Source organism: bacterium (genome assembly GCA_021372615.1).
GTDB lineage: Bacteria > Armatimonadota > Zipacnadia > Zipacnadales > UBA11051 > JAJFUB01.
This window is the reverse complement of the sequence record JAJFUB010000017.1, coordinates 17,247-31,980: the sequence shown is the minus strand read 5'-3', so window position 1 is coordinate 31,980 and position 14,734 is coordinate 17,247. Positions and strand designations below refer to the sequence as shown.

The 14,734-nt window shown below is 66.2% G+C and carries 9 protein-coding genes; all 9 read right to left on the bottom strand.

Going from position 1 to position 14,734, the window contains the following annotated elements:
* Window positions 1–172: 172 nt before the first annotated feature.
* Entirely contained in the window at window positions 173–3,376 is a 3,204-nt protein-coding gene (locus tag LLH23_02060; protein MCE5237260.1) for a hypothetical protein, read from the bottom strand.
* A 109-nt stretch (window positions 3,377–3,485) separates the two neighbouring features.
* The gene (locus tag LLH23_02055; GenBank protein MCE5237259.1) at window positions 3,486–5,222 is read right to left on the bottom strand and encodes a type II secretion system GspH family protein; all 1,737 of its coding nucleotides are present in this window, start codon (window positions 5,220–5,222) and stop codon (window positions 3,486–3,488) included.
* 11 nt (window positions 5,223–5,233) lie between these two features.
* Entirely contained in the window at window positions 5,234–6,040 is an 807-nt protein-coding gene (locus LLH23_02050; protein MCE5237258.1) for a type II secretion system GspH family protein, read from the bottom strand.
* Window positions 6,041–6,138: 98 nt separating this feature from the next.
* Window positions 6,139–8,064 (bottom strand): prepilin-type N-terminal cleavage/methylation domain-containing protein, encoded by a 1,926-nt coding sequence (locus tag LLH23_02045; protein ID MCE5237257.1) that lies wholly within the window; start codon window positions 8,062–8,064, stop codon window positions 6,139–6,141.
* Between the two features lie 60 nt (window positions 8,065–8,124).
* A complete protein-coding gene (locus LLH23_02040) occupies window positions 8,125–8,916 on the bottom strand; it encodes a prepilin-type N-terminal cleavage/methylation domain-containing protein (GenBank protein ID MCE5237256.1) in 792 nt (263 codons plus the stop codon).
* A gap of 316 nt (window positions 8,917–9,232) precedes the next feature.
* Complete coding sequence (locus LLH23_02035) at window positions 9,233–10,093, bottom strand: prepilin peptidase (GenBank protein MCE5237255.1); 861 nt, start codon at window positions 10,091–10,093, stop codon at window positions 9,233–9,235.
* Between the two features lie 122 nt (window positions 10,094–10,215).
* Window positions 10,216–11,451 (bottom strand): type II secretion system F family protein, encoded by a 1,236-nt coding sequence (locus tag LLH23_02030; GenBank protein MCE5237254.1) that lies wholly within the window; start codon window positions 11,449–11,451, stop codon window positions 10,216–10,218.
* 142 nt (window positions 11,452–11,593) lie between these two features.
* On the bottom strand, window positions 11,594–12,655 hold the full coding sequence (locus LLH23_02025) for a type IV pilus twitching motility protein PilT (protein ID MCE5237253.1): 1,062 nt from the start codon (window positions 12,653–12,655) through the stop codon (window positions 11,594–11,596).
* A gap of 197 nt (window positions 12,656–12,852) precedes the next feature.
* Window positions 12,853–14,709 carry a Flp pilus assembly complex ATPase component TadA gene (gene tadA, locus LLH23_02020; protein ID MCE5237252.1) on the bottom strand — a complete coding sequence of 619 codons (1,857 nt, stop codon included), beginning with the start codon at window positions 14,707–14,709 and terminating at the stop codon, window positions 12,853–12,855.
* Window positions 14,710–14,734: the final 25 nt, after the last annotated feature.

Below are 14,734 nucleotides of genomic sequence, written 5' to 3'. Positions count from 1 at the left end.
CGGTCAGCACAGCACACACCACAGCCCGACCCTCCCCCGCCGCTTGCTCCCTCGTGGACGGTGACCGCTCCTACACCTCCGTCGCCGACGGGATTGCCTCTCCCAGGGAGTCCGGTGTAGGAGCGGCCACCGACCGCGACCCTCGTCTCCCCGGCCACCCCCCGCCCCGTTGCTACAGCGTTCCTCCGGCGTACATCAACGTCGGGCTTGCCGGCAGGCACGGCAGCTTCGGCAGCAAGCCTTGCACATCGTTCGGATCACTGGCCGAACGCCGCACTGTGCCGGTGAGCGCCGCCGGGCTCTGGTTGCGGGCCTGCCGCAGTCGCTCATCGAACTCATAGCGGATCGAGCCCCAGGCCAAAGACAGGCTGCTACCGCTGCCGGTATAGATTGGGAAGGCCCAGCGCGTCATCCACGTCTGCTGCGCCTCCAGCGGCGCGGTGTGGTCCTCGGTGATGGTCCCCCGTACCACGATCTCATAGTTGTAGCGCCGGAACCGCGCCGCATACAGGCTGTCCAGAGCGCTGATCGTGGCGGCGTCGGCGCCGCTGATCCCGGCATTCGCGTCGAACGCCGGATCGGCCATCGCCTGCGGATCGAAGTACGTGCCGGGAATGACGAACCAACTGCCCCGCTGCGCCAGCATCAGCGCGCTCACATGGCAGTGCACCGACGGTCGCGGGATCGCGTAGGTGACCGTCCCGCCGGAGGTCAGGTTGAACGTATCGGTGGTGTACTCCTCGACCTTCCACTTCTTGATGAGATAGGCCGTCGAGCCCGTCCCCAGTTGCGGGTCGCGCTGGTACACCGACACCGTGTTCGCATAGCCAATGCTCGTGCTGATCTGCGGCGTGATGTTGAAGGGCACGTTGGGGTTCGTGAAGGTCTCAGCCGGCGTCGAGCCCGGTGTCTGCCAGTTCGGCAGGATCGCATTCGAGGCGTACGCGGCGGGCGAGGAGACGCTCCCCAGCATCGCCCCGGGCGGCACGAACATGAAGGTGTAGGGATCGAACGGCGGCGGCCCGCCGAACGTGTACGGAACGGTGGTCGCGGTGTCCTCGTTGTAGACCGTCATGGCCATGCCCGACGGCCCCGGATCGGCCCCGGCTTGGATCGGCACGAAGCTCACACCGACGTTCGCCGTGTCCACCGCCGTGCCCGGCGTGCCGTCACCGTAGCCATCCTGATTGACGTCCACATCCGGCCAGCCGAAGCGCCAGTGCGTGTAGACGGCCCCGCCGGTATTGGGGTACAGCTCCCAGTGCTGGTCGGTCACCGTGGGGTTGGCCTCGTCGTCCGCCGCGGCCGTCACCAGCCCGCTGGTAAGCTGTGGCACGATCTGCGTCGGGTTCAGGCAGACGTAGTCGCGAGCCAGCAGCGCGATCTTGGCGGCATCCTCGTCCAGCACGGCGCCGCTGGCGACGCTGGTGCTCTCGCGCCGCCCGACGACGTCCTGGTAGGTCATGAGCTGCCCGTCAATGTAGATCGTCCCGTTCGAGACGACGGTCATGTCGAAGCTGCGGTCCAGAGTCCCGGTCGTGTCGGTCCGGTCGCGCGCCGGCAGCACACCCTTGACCCGTACGTTCCCCTCGGCGAAGATCACCTGGTGTGTGTACTCGGGGTAGTCAATGACCATCACGTTGCGGCCCGAGTCGCCGCCGACATGCCAGGACGTGCCGTCGTAATCGGCCCGCCGCCAGCGCTTGTCATGGCGCGTGATCTTGATCCCCGGCGCCCCCGCCTGGTGGCGCGGCCACCAGAGCTGGTTGACCGCCAGCGCCGTCGGGTCGTCGCCCGTCCCGATGCCGCCGGTGGCCGTGCGCTCCACCGCGGCCTCATTCGGGAAGAACTCGACCTCCACCCCTGGCGGCGTGTAGGTCGAGAACAGGGAGTTCCAGCCCGTGTCCGAGCCGGCGTAGCCCTGGCCCGTGGGCGAGCGCAGCCAGTCGTTCATCAGGTCGGTCAAGTCGCCGTGGTACTGGATGTCATCCACATTGTCTATGTACATCCCGGCGCCATGGCCATACAGGCCGATGTTGACCGGGTCATTCGCCGCCACATCATGGTCGGCGTCGGCTGAGGTGGCCCGCACCACCGCCCCCGAATCGCGGGTTAGCGCGGCATAGCGGCTCTTGCCGCTGATCGGGTCGGTGGCGTTGAGGTCCACTGGCGCCAACTCGGGCACGTTCTGGGTGCCGACATACACCCGGCTGGGCGCGTTGGTCGCGGTGGGGTCGAGCGCGGTGGGCAGTACGGTATTCGCGCCCCCGTCTACCGACACCGCGGCCCCGTTGGCAGACACCGGGGCCCCAGTCGCGGCGTTGATGTCACTGTCCAGAGCGTACAGGCCTCGCGGCACCATGAAAGTATCATCGCGCAGGTAGCCCTCGTGGCTAACGGGGCTCGTCTGCAGCCGGAACAGCGTGGACGGCGTGCCGGCGCTGATCTCGTGCCCCAGCCAGTACAGCGGCGCCTCCGACCGCACCGGGCCGAAGCTATGCGTGAACAGCGTCTCCCCGGTCTCATGCGAGCCACTGGCATTCATGTCCACATTGGGGCGCACGGCGACGGTGGCCTGTCGCGCCCCGCCCGACTGGTTCGTCACCCACATCATGTGGTCCGTCAGCCCCAACGGCTTGTAGGCCACCAGCCGCCGGAACACGTTGCTCTGCTGCACCGCCCGGCCGATGCTGACGATCTTGACGCAGTTGCTCATCTTGTCCGGCGTCGGCGCATCATCCGGCTCGTACGGCGGGTCCGGATCGTAGATGACTTGCAGCAGGACGTAGCCTCGCCCGACGAATACGCTATCGCGGTCGGTGCCGAGCTGGTTCGGGTCCGGATAGCGATGGAAGCCCATGCGCAGGAACCGGCCCGGCTTGTTGACGCTGTCGGCTCGCAGCGGGAACCAGCCGCGCACCATGTCGAAGTCGCTGTAGTAGTCGTCCTCGGTGCCCTCGGTGCCGTCCAGACCCCAGAAGTTGAAGTCCACGGTCCCGTCCTGGTACTGCGCCGGCGGCGACGGCCACAGCGACGGGTCCTGCGGCCAGGTGGACGGGTCCTGGCGGTCCTCAGTGCCGGTGCCGGCATACGCCACGAAGTGCGGGCGCCAGTCCGCCCCCTCCGGGCTGTACTGCAGCATCCCGTTGGCGTAGTTGATGCCCGCGGCAGCGTTCTGGTCGGCCCCCACCACGTCCACGTGGCGCGCCGACTGCCCCTGGTTGTACGACACCAGGGCGGCGAAGAGGATGCCGATCAGGAGAATGACGGTCATGAGCAGTACGGCGACCAGCAGCGCCTGGCCGTCACGCCCCCGGCCTCCCATGCCGCGCCAGCGGCTCCCCGCCGCAAGGCGGTGGGCGCTGGGGCTCCGCAATCCTCGATCTCCGGCAATTCTGGTCATCATGGTCTGGGCCGTCTGGTGTGCCAAAGCATTGCATCTCAGGTCGCGGCGGCAAGCCGCTCCTACGACGTGTCCCGGTCGCTTAGCGGCGCGCGTTCAGCAGGATCGCCTGGGTGCGCACCGGCACGCCACCCACCGGCAGGTCCGGAGGCACCACCAGGTTCGTGGCACCGTCCCGATACGGCTGCAACTCGATGAAGCGCTGCGGGATCAGCGTGATGTTGACGACCTCGCCGGTCGAGTAGTCCGCATAGACGACGTCATCGCGGCAGTCCGAGGTCGAGCTCTCGAAGTTGCGCCGGTAGTAGTACGTGATGTCCACCCACATTGCATCCAGATCAGCCCGCTCTGCATTCGAGAGCTGCTGCGGGCCGGGCGGGGTGTAGCGGTTGAAGCGCGCCTCCGCCCACCGCTGGTTGCTCGGCATGAACTCACTGAACTCGTAGAGCCCCAGGTCAGCCTGGCTGACCTCCTGCGCCGGCGTGAACTGCGCCACCTGCCGGGTCGTGGTAGACTTGAAGGTGAAGCCCCAGACCACCCGCACGCTCTGCGGCACGACCTTGGCCGCCGCCCCCGTGCTATCGCTGTAGTCCGGGTTGATGTGGTACGCGATCGGCACGGCCGGCTCGCCCCACTCCGTCGGCGTCTTGGGGTAGACCGGCGCCACGGGGGCAGTCTGCGTGCCGTTGCTCGACGCGTCGTAGGTGTCGCCCTCGATCTTCAGCGCGTAGTACTCGCCGGAAGCCGGCGTCGCGTCCGGGTTCTGTATCTCCACCCGCACCGTGCGCCAGGCGCCGAGCTGCACCGTGCCTGTCGCCGAGTTCCAGTGCAGCGCCTGAGCCTCCGGCACCGAGGTGTACGTGTCCAGCGCGATGTTGCTATAGGCGCTGCCGTTCCACCGGTACTGCACGATGCGCGGCTGCAGTTCCGACTCCGTCTGCGACAGCGTCGTCTTCCACACCGCCACGCCGTTGTTGGGCTGGCCCATCCAGTTGCCGTGCCGCGCCTCGAAGACCGTGTTGTTCTGCTGGGCCGCGAGCGCCTCACCGATGATCCGCTCGGGCTGGAACTTCACATCATCGTGCAGGTAGACCAGGTTCGTGCTGTCGTCGCTGGGGCATGCGGCCACATAGCCCACGTGCATGGTATGGTCGTCCAGGCAGACCGTGGTCGTGGCCGGGATGTCATAGTCCTCGCGGGGCGTGACTGAGTTCTCCGTGATGGGCACCCCGGCCTGGAATGCCCCGTTGGTCGTATTCACGCTGCCGAAGACGTAGCGTCCCAGGGCGCTGTCCCAGCGGTAGACGCCCTCCTGGCGCATCAACACGAAGGGATTAGTCTCGTCATACGCCTTGCCACCGGTGAGATCCGGCGGCTTGACCCAGTACCGCACCACCAGGTACTCGCTCTGCCCGCCGTAGGTGAACAGGCGCGGGCGGCGCGGCGTCGTGACGTTGCCGCTAGAGTCGGTATCCGCCGGGACGAAGGCGACCTCCGAGTAGTCCGTGACGGTGGTGGTGGTGCCGACCTGGTACGACGGCGGCGGGTAGACGTAGACGGCGTTGATCAGCTCGCGCTGTACTTCCTCAGCCGCCTGGCGCGCCACATCCTGCAGCCGCGACTGCACCTTGCCCTGCTGTGCCATGTCCATGCCGGCCATCATGGGCGCGAACAGCAACCCGAACAGGATGACCAGGATGGCCAGCACCACCAGGACTTCCACCAGCGTGAAGCCGCCCGGCCCCCCCGCCAGCGCTCCGGCGGCGGCCCGGCGTTCCCGGCCTCTACGTACTGTTGTGAAGAGAGTTGCGTTGCTCATCTTCATTCTACTTAGTGGGCTATGTCCGAAGGCTTGATCTGCCAGGCTTCGGCCGGCTCAACCCCGTCGTCCCGGAACAACTCCTGGTCTAGCAGCTTGACTGAACCATCCCAGTACAGCGCGATGTACTGTCCGTGGCGGTTGAGCTTGTATGTGTCGGCGTGGTAGTTGCACCACGTCACGATCGTGTCGTCCGGCGGCCGCGACCCGATCTTGCCGGCCACCAGGTAGTTAGCCGAGCCGATCGTCACCTGCAGCACGTGGTCGCCGAGCTCATCCGTCCCGTCATCGTCGTCAAACCCCTCGCGCGCCAACTGCCGCCGGTAATCGTCCGGGTAACCGCCCTGCAGCGCCCACCGGTACGGCATGTACTTGTACTGTCGCAGCGGGCTGCCCGTCGGCTTGGCCAGCGGGTCCTGGCAGGCGTAGCTGGCGTAGAACTCGGGCGACTCATCGGTCAGCGCGGCCCCCGCGACCGTCTTGGTGTGCCGCGGGCAGTGCAGCGTGTTCCGGTCGTTGATGTACCCCAGCACGAACAGCGACTGCAGCGACGGCCACATCACCAGATCCACGCTGGTGCCCGTCGGGCCGCCGGAAAGCGTCCCCTCCACCCCCACGGGCGGCACCCCGCCCTCATCCGTGAAGTACACCTTCAGCGCCTGGCCGATGTGCGCCAGGTGAGCCTCGCAGGTGCTGGTGCGGTTGCTTTCGCGCAGGCGCTGACCGATCGGCACGATGATCGCCGTCAGCACCACAAAGATGCCGATGACCACGAGCAGCTCGATCAGTGTAAATCCTGTGTCATGCCGACGCGGCATGATGAACCGCCTCTTGTGTCAGGGGTCTGTCCCCGTAGGGGGCTGACCCCGAATTCCGGGCCGGGGTCAGCCCCCTACGGGGACAGACCCCTACTCATCTACTGCACCCGCGCTACGGAACCCAGCGCATTGGCCAGGAACACCGTCTCCACATCCAACTCCAACTGCCGACCCGTGCGGTTCAGCCACCAGGCCTTGGCCCGGGCCGACACACCGTTGACCGCCAGTATCTCGATCGGATGGCCCGCGAGCGTCGCGTGGTTCAGCGTCACCTTGCGTCCGCCTACCGGCACCGTGTGCAGCTCCGCCCACACATACTCCCGCGTGCGCGGTGCGGTGACATAGGCGTAGCTGACCGCCACGGTTTCGCCCGACGACGACTCTGCCGTGGACCAGGTCTCGCCGCTCAGCCACTGGCCGAACTCAATCACACCCAGGCGTCGGTTGCTGTCGTTCGGTGCGGCCACGTGGCTGAGCTGATAGGTCCGGTAGTCCACCTCGGCCAGACTGGTCGCTTCGGTCTCACCCGAGGGCAGGTAGGCCGACAGGTACGTGCGGGCCGTCTCGCTGTCCACATACGTCCGCGGCGCCTTCTGCGCCTGGATGGCGTTGCGGTTCAGCGTGCAGTAGAAGAAGCGCCACGTATGACCGACATACGACTTGCTGCCGCCGCTGTCGGAGATCGGCACGGCCACCAGACCGTCAGTGAAGCCGTTGAAGGGCGGATCGAAGATGTCCTGCGCCCCCAGTGAGAAGGGGTCGGCGCTGGCGTTGTCGTCGTGGATCGCGCCCGTCTGCAGATCCACGGCCACCATGTGCACGTCGTCAATGTCCGCGCCGCTGAGGTCATCAACGAACAGCGGCTCGCTGTCGATGCCCTTGACGGCCAGGCGGATGACCGCATAGTCCACGCTGTTGATGTCGGTCCGACCCACGCGCCGCTCGATGACGTGATCCTCGATCATCAGCGGGAAGCGTCGCGGGTACACCGTGGAGCCGCTTGTCTGGGCGTCCACATCCTCGGTCGTGTTGTACGCCGCCAGTTCGTAGTCCACCTTGAGCGTCAGCCCCACATCGGCTGGATGGAAGCTCAGGGTCAGACCGTAAGCATTGTTCAGGACATAGTGGCCGGGGCCACTGGGATAAGCGACGTTGTAGGCCTCGCGCTGGAACTTGACCCAGGCCCAGGCGCGCGTCTGAGCAGGGAGGATGTTGATCCCGCCCGCCAGGTGCGCCGGGTGCACCTTCGCCACCAGTTGCCCCGCGTGGGTCGTCGTGTCCCGGTCGCTGGGCACCTCGCTCTGGACGTGGTGCACCACCGGCTCCGTGTCGCCGTTGCCCTCCGCCGTCCAGGCGTAGTCCACCACGACCTTGCTGACCCCCGGCAGGCCGCCTGTCCCCCACCGGCGCGCTTCGTTGCCCTCGGTCGTCGTCACCACGGTCGGGACCACGATCTCCCCGTCGTCGCGGTCCACGTAGAACCAGTTGTCCTCCAGCGAGATGGCGCCGGTAGCGCGCGGATCGTCGTTGCGCTCGGTCAGCGGCACCAGCATGTAGACATAGGGGGAGCTATCCACTGTCGGATCCGGGTCGTCGGATCGGAAGTCCTCGCACTCCGTCGGCCCCTGCTGCAGCACGTAGTACCCGTAGCCGCCGCTGGTACCCATCGGCGGGGCCGGCACGCGGAAGGTCTCCCCGCGTACCTTGCGCATGTCCTCCAGCGCGTTGCGCGCCTCGTGCGGGGCCGTCAGGTCCTCGGGGTAGCTGCGGGGCTCGACACTCCCGCCTCCGGTGATGGCGTCGGGCAAGCCGTACTGGTTGTCCGACATGCGCGCCATGGCTTCCTCGGCCAGCCGCGCCATGGCGGTGCGGTCGCCCTCGCCGCGGATGGCATAGAGCATCCGCGGGAAGCCGGCGGCCACCGTGTAGATCCCGACCAGCAGCACGACCATGGCGACCAGCAGCTCAATGAGCGTGAGGCCGCGTCGTGTCAGCCCGATTGTCGTTCGCTTGTGCATCCTCATGGCCCGCATTCCCGTGCCGCTGCCGTAGCCGTCCCCAATGCCCAGTGCCCAATCCCGTTCCTAGTTCTTCTGCGACACCCACTTCGACGGGTGTGCGGCGTCCGTACCGGCCCGGCTCATCTGGCTGACGTTCACCATGGAACTCTTGCCGCCCAGGGTCACCACCGCGTCCATCTTCGCCAGCTCCTTGCCGTAGAAGCGGCGATGGTGCACGCAGTGCGTGATGATCGTGTTGTCGGGGGCGTTGCGGTTGTACAGCCGCGGGTAGTGCCGCCAGCTCAGACCGTCGTTGCGCAGCCACGAGGCCAGCGTGCTCTTGAAGGGCCGGGTGCTGTCATCGAAGCAGTCGTACCCCTCCTGGCTGTACCCGTAGTAGTTGTACGTCCGTTCCACGGCGCCCGTCACGTCGCCCAGGCCGTCGGGGTTGGTCTGGTCCGAGGTCTCGAAGGTCCAGTCGCTGGTGCTCACCATGCCGTTGTAGCTGCTGTAGCAGATATCGGCGGCGGTGCCCTTGCGCGTGCTGATCTGGTGATCGTCCGGGCAGATCAGCAGGCCCTTGTCGCTGACGAAGTCCGGGTACAGCGCGCTGATGCCGCCCAGCCAGCGTCCCGCCGTGGAGTCGTAGTACGGCGCGAAGGGATAGCGATCCCACTTGTCGCGGTACTCACGCAACGCCACGGCGATCTGGTGGAGGTTGGAGCGGCACTGAGCCTGACGAGCCTTCTCGCGGACCGACTGGAACACGGGGTAGAGAATCGCGGCCAGGATCACGATGATCCCAATGACAACCAGCAACTCGACGAGTGTGAACCCGTGTGTGGCGCGCGGATGCGCGGTGCGAATTTGCTTCATGTTACTCCTCCCGGTGCACGGCCAAGGCAGCTCCGGCGGTCAGTCTTGCGAAACCTCTCCCTGGACCGTCCTGGCGCGATGGACAGCTTCTGCAGCAGTTCACTCCGGTAGGCACTAGGACCTTACCCGTCGCCGCTGCCTCCCAAACCTGTCGCCGCCCACGCCTCGCCACTCCATTTGGTGCCCTGATTGCAGCCCAGAAACCCGAAAAAGGTGACGGTTCCTAGGCCGTCACTTCTGGGTTAGTATAACCGTTCTCTCGGTCTGCTAACCGCATTTCGGGCAAGAGCCCCGCAAGAGTTTGCCTCCGCTGTGCTCAGCCCGAGAAACGCCCGATGACCCACGGGCCGATGGCCTCGCCCCACAACATCACCGCGATGCCGGAGGCGGCCAGCATGGGCCCGAAGGGGATGTAGTCGCGACGGCCGCGCGCCCGTAGGGCCATGGCGATGACCCCGACCACGGCCCCGGCCACCACCGCCAGCAGGAAGTACGACAGGAACAGGTAGCCCGGCCCCAGCCAGGTGCCCATCGCCCCCGCCAGCTTAATGTCCCCGCCGCCCATGCTCGGCTTGCCCATCAGCTTCTCGAACACCCAGCCCACAAACAGCAGCAGCCCCGCGCCAATGAGCAGTCCCACCACCGAACTCGGCAGGTAGACCGCCCGGAACACATCCGGCGTCCCGATGGTCAGCGGATCGCCAAAGGACACCGGGTTCCCGCGCCCGGTCGCCAGCCGCCACGCATCCACGGCCAAGCCCAGGACGGCGATGATCGCCACGAACTCGTCCGGGATGATCATGTGGTCCAGGTCAATGAAGAAGATGGCAATGAGGCAGAGACAGACCACGAAGACGGCCAGGGCGAACAGCGAGAGCCCCCAGAGGTTGACGATGGCCACCGCCAGCAGGCCGCAGGCCGCCTCGACGAGGGCGTAGCGCGGGCTGAACCCCGCCCCGCAGTGGCGGCATCGGCCCCGCAGCAGCACGTAGGAGACCACCGGGAAGAGGTCCAGCACGCCCAGCCGGGCGCCGCAACTGAAGCAGTGCGAGGGGGGATGTACGAAGGACTCGGCGCGGGGAAGTCTATATATAACTACATTAAGAAAGCTGCCGAGGGCCGCCCCGAAGGCAAACAGGAACACAGTCAGGATCCAGGGCGGCAGCAGCTCAAACATGAAAGCCCCAGTGCAGGAGCCGGCTCTGCGACAGCCGGCTTCGCTAATAGCTCTCGCAAACCCAGCCCCGCTCGGCGCATGATCCGCCGGCCGGGCCGCGTCAGGCACCCCCACTAGGCAGTCTACTGCGACAACTCGCCGATGATAGCCACCAGCGGCAGGAACATCGCCACGACGATGAAGCCGACCACGACACCCAGGAACACGATCAGCACCGGCTCCAGCGCGCTGGTCAGGCTTTCCAGCGCCGCATCCACCTCGGACTCGTAGAAGTCGGCGACTTTCGACAACATCGAGTCGAGCTGCCCGGTCTCCTCGCCGATGGTGATCATCTGTACGACCATGGGCGGGAACATCTTGCTGGCCGCCAGCGGGTCGGCGATGGTGTCACCCTCACGGATGGCCGCGCGGGACATCAGGATGGCGTCGGAGATGATGTCGTTGTCCACGGTGCCGGCCACGGTTTCCATGGCCTGCAGGATCGGTACGCCCGAGGACAGCAGGGTCGAGAACGTGCGCGCGAAGCGAGCGATGCAGATCTTGTGGTTGAGTGGCCCGAACACGGGCGCTTTGAGCCGGGCTATGTCGAAGTACCGCCGTCCGGTCTTCGTGGCCCGGATGCGGTTCAGCGCGATCGTCGAGGCCACGATCAGGGCGATCATGATGTACCACTTGCTGGTCATGAAGTTGCTGACCTTCATGAGGATCAGCGTCGGCATGGGGAACTTGTCGTCCGTCATGCCCAGCTCCTTGAAGAGCTGGAGGAACTTGGGGAGGATGAACGTGACCAGGAAGGTCACGATGCCGACGGCAACGACCATGACCAGCACCGGGTAGGTCATGGAGGACTTGACCTTCCGGCGCAGCTCCATGTCCTTTTCCAGGAAGCCTGCCAGACGGTCAAGGGTCTCGTCGAGCACACCGCCGACTTCCCCGGCGCGCACCAGACCGGTCGTCAGGTTCGAGAACACGCGCGGGAACTTGGCCATCGAGCGCGACAGTGTGGCGCCGCCTTGTACCTCGGCCTCGATGTCGCGGATGATCTCCTTGAGGCGCGGGCTGTTGGTCTGCTGCTCGAGCACGTCCAGGCACCGGACCAGCGACACGCCAGCGTTGATCATGGTGGCGAACTGCCGGCAGAAGATGGAGAGGTCCTTCAGGTTGACCTTGCCGCCAAAGAGCTTGAAGCCACCCGACTTCTGCTTAGCCTTGGCGACCGCCTTCTCTTCGGTGATCGACCCAACGACCAGGCCCTTGGCGCGCAGATTCTTGATGAGGGCGTCCTTGTTGCTGGCGTCCTGCTGGCCCTTGACCTCTTTGCCGGTCTTGTCCTTGGCAACATACGCAAACGTTGCCATACCGTCTCCTTTCACGACTGAGGGTGCCGCTACGGCCCCCACGGCGGGCTAGCCACCCGCCAGCTCCCAGGCCATGCCATCCTTACAGAACCACGGACGGCATGGATGGGTCCCTGCTCTTGAGGCCTGACCCCGCCCCTGGCTAGCCTTCTCCCGCCAGGAGCTTCTCCAACTCCTGTGGGTTCTGGGCCCGCTGCATCGCGACCTCATACGTCACGAGGCTCTGCTGCACGAGGTCGCGCAGGGCCTGGTCCATTGTCTGCATCCCGTCGGCGGCGCCCGTCTGGATCATGGAGGTCATCTGGTGCGCCTTGTTTTCACGGATCAGGTTGCGGATGGCCGAGTTGGCCACCATGACCTCAATGGCCGCCACGCGGCCCGGCTGCCCGGCCCGCGGCAGGAGCTGCTGCGACATGACCGCGATCAGGTTGTTGGAGAGCTGGACGCGGATCTGCTCCTGCTCATCAGCGGGGAACACGTCAATGATGCGGTCTACGGACTCGGCCGCGCTGTTGGTGTGCAGGGTCCCCATCACGAGGTGGCCCGTCTCGGCGCAGGTGATGGCCAGCTTGATCGTCTCCAGGTCGCGCATCTCACCGACCAGCAGCGCATCGGGGTCTTCGCGCAGGCTGGCGCGTAGCGCGTTCTGGAACTGGTGGGTATCCTGCCCCACCTCGCGCTGGTTGATGATGCACTTCTTGTGGGTGTGCAGGTACTCGATGGGGTCCTCGATGGTGATGATATGCTCGGCGCGCTCGGTGTTGATCTGGTTGATCATCGAGGCCAGGGTCGTGGACTTGCCGCTCCCAGTCGGGCCGGTGACCAGCAACAGGCCGCGCGGCCGCCGCGCCAGCTTCTCGACCACCGCCGGCAGCCCCAACTGCTGCACCGTCGGAATCTTGGTGGGGATAAGCCGCAGGGCCGAGGCGATCGTGCCCCGGTCCTTGAACACGTTGACGCGGAAGCGCGCCACCTTGCGAAGCTGGTACGAACAGTCCAGCTCCAGGTCGGTCTCGAAGCGCTGGATCTGGTCATCCGTGAGGACGTCGTAGATCATGCGCTGCGACACTTCCGGCGTCATGGGCGTGTAGCGCATGGCCTTCAGTTCGCCGTCCACGCGCATGATCGGCGGCAGGCCGCTGGCGATGTGGAGGTCGGAGGAGTTGTTCTCGACCACGATCTCCAGCAGCTCGTCAATGTGCACATCGTCAATGGGCGTGCGCTGTACCGCCGCCGGCTTGCGGGCGGGCACGGCACCCGGAGCCGCGGGGGCCGCCGGAGCCGGTGCGGGTTGTTGGGGGGTCTGCGCCATCGGTAACCTCACTCAGTATCGTACGGGCGCCGGCCAGGGCGCCCGGGCGCGATGCAGCGCGCCTTCCCGCCCCCACTCCTACGTAGGCCCTACCCCATGCCGCCGGCGGTGAAGACCACGCGCACCAGGTCGTCCGGGTTGGTCAGGCCCAGCAGCGCCTTCTCAAAGCCGTCCTTGGCCAGCGTGACCATCCCGGCGGCCAGGGCCGCCTCCTTGATCTGACCGGCCGAAGCGCGCTTGACGATCAGCTCGGCGATCTCGGTGTTCATCTCCATCAACTCGTAGATGCCCACGCGCCCCCGGTAGCCGGTGAAGCGGCAGTTCTCGCAGCCGACGCCCCGGTAGAACTTCTGCTCCCGGTTCTCGGGTGCGTCGGGGTCGTAGCCGAAGCCCAGCAGCAGGTCGCGCCGCGGCGTGTACTCCTCCTTGCACTCCTGGCAGATGCGGCGCGCCAGACGCTGCGACAGCGAGGCGATGATCGAGGAGGCGATCAGGAAGGGTTCCACGCCCATGTCCACCATACGAGTAACCGTGGAGGGCGCGTCATTGGTGTGCAGGGTCGAGAGCACAAGGTGGCCCGTCAGAGCGGCCTGAACCGCGATTTCCGAGGTCTCCAGGTCGCGGATCTCACCGACCAGGATGATGTCCGGGTCCTGCCGCAGGAAGTACTTCAGCGCAATGGCGAAGGTCAGACCGGCCTTGCGGTTCACGTGAACCTGGCTGATCCCCTCCAGCTCGTACTCCACCGGGTCCTCGATGGTGATGATGTTGGTCTCGACGGAGTTGATGCGGTTGAGGATGGAGTACTGCGTGGTCGTCTTGCCCGAACCTGTAGGACCGGTGGACAGGATCATGCCGTTGGGCTGCACGATCAGCTTCTCCACACGGGCCTGCATGTCGGGCATGAGGCCCAGGGACTCCAGACCCACCTGGATCGAGCTCTTGTCCAGGATGCGCATGACCGCCTTCTCGCCGTTGGTCGTGGGGATGACCGAGCTGCGGAGGTCATAGTCCTTGCCGGCATGGCGGATGTGGATACGGCCGTCCTGGGGCACGCGGCGCTCAGCGATGTTCATCCCCGACATGATCTTGAAGCGCGACAGCAGCGGGGCATGGACGTACTTGGGGAGCCGCATGACCTCGTGCAGAACGCCGTCAATGCGGTAGCGGATGCGGACCCCGTTGCGCGCCGGCTCGATGTGGATGTCGCTGGCGCGCTCCATGACCGCCTTTTGGATGACCACCTTGGCGATACGAATGATGGGAGCCTCGTCGGCAACGTCGGCCACGCGGTCGGTCTCAATCCGCTGCTCGGTGTCCTCATCGTCCGCCGTATCGGCGCCGAGAATGCCGGAGTCCTTGATGGACTCGGCCAGGGCCGCCATGTCGCCCATGCCGAAGCGGTCTGCGGCCTTCGCGCCGGCGCCGGGGGGCTGCTGCGGGCCGCGCGGCCGGGCGGCCGCCGGGGCGGCTGAGGGGGCTGCCGCCGCCGCTCCGCCACCACCACCCCCCTCCTTGTAGGCGCGGTCAATGGCCTTGGCCAGGTCGGCCGGGTCGGCCAGCAGCGGCTCGACGTTCACTTGCAGCCGCATCTTGAGGTCGTCATGGGCCATGACGTCCTCCGGCTCGGCCATGGCCACGCGAATCGTGCCGTCGCCGCGCGCGAAGGGCAGCGACTTCAGCCGCTTGGCGGTGTCCTTGTCCAGCAGACCGACGACTTTGGGGTCGGGGGCATCGGTGGCGAGGTTGACGAACGGGACTCGCAGTTGCTCCGCGAGGGCCTCGTATACCGGTTGCCGCTGCACGAAGCCAAGGTCTACGAGGATCTCACCGATGAGTTGAGTGCTCTGCTTCTGGGCTTCCAGAGCCTGGTCGAGCTGGTCCTGCGTGATCAGTCCGCGCTCGATCAGCATCTGGCCGATGAGTTTGCGCCCGCCTCTGCGCATATGGCAGCACCTCGTGCAAACAGCC

Excerpts from the sequence above, each read along its gene's own strand:
- LLH23_02055 (MCE5237259.1), bottom strand. The coding sequence starts at position 5,222 with ATGAGCAACGCAACTCTCTTCACAACAGTACGTAGAGGCCGGGAACGC.
- LLH23_02050 (MCE5237258.1), bottom strand. The coding sequence starts at position 6,040 with ATGCCGCGTCGGCATGACACAGGATTTACACTGATCGAGCTGCTCGTG.
- LLH23_02045 (MCE5237257.1), bottom strand. The coding sequence starts at position 8,064 with ATGAGGATGCACAAGCGAACGACAATCGGGCTGACACGACGCGGCCTC.
- LLH23_02040 (MCE5237256.1), bottom strand. The coding sequence starts at position 8,916 with ATGAAGCAAATTCGCACCGCGCATCCGCGCGCCACACACGGGTTCACA.
- LLH23_02035 (MCE5237255.1), bottom strand. The coding sequence starts at position 10,093 with ATGTTTGAGCTGCTGCCGCCCTGGATCCTGACTGTGTTCCTGTTTGCC.
- LLH23_02030 (MCE5237254.1), bottom strand. The coding sequence starts at position 11,451 with ATGGCAACGTTTGCGTATGTTGCCAAGGACAAGACCGGCAAAGAGGTC.
- tadA (MCE5237252.1), bottom strand. The coding sequence starts at position 14,709 with ATGCGCAGAGGCGGGCGCAAACTCATCGGCCAGATGCTGATCGAGCGC.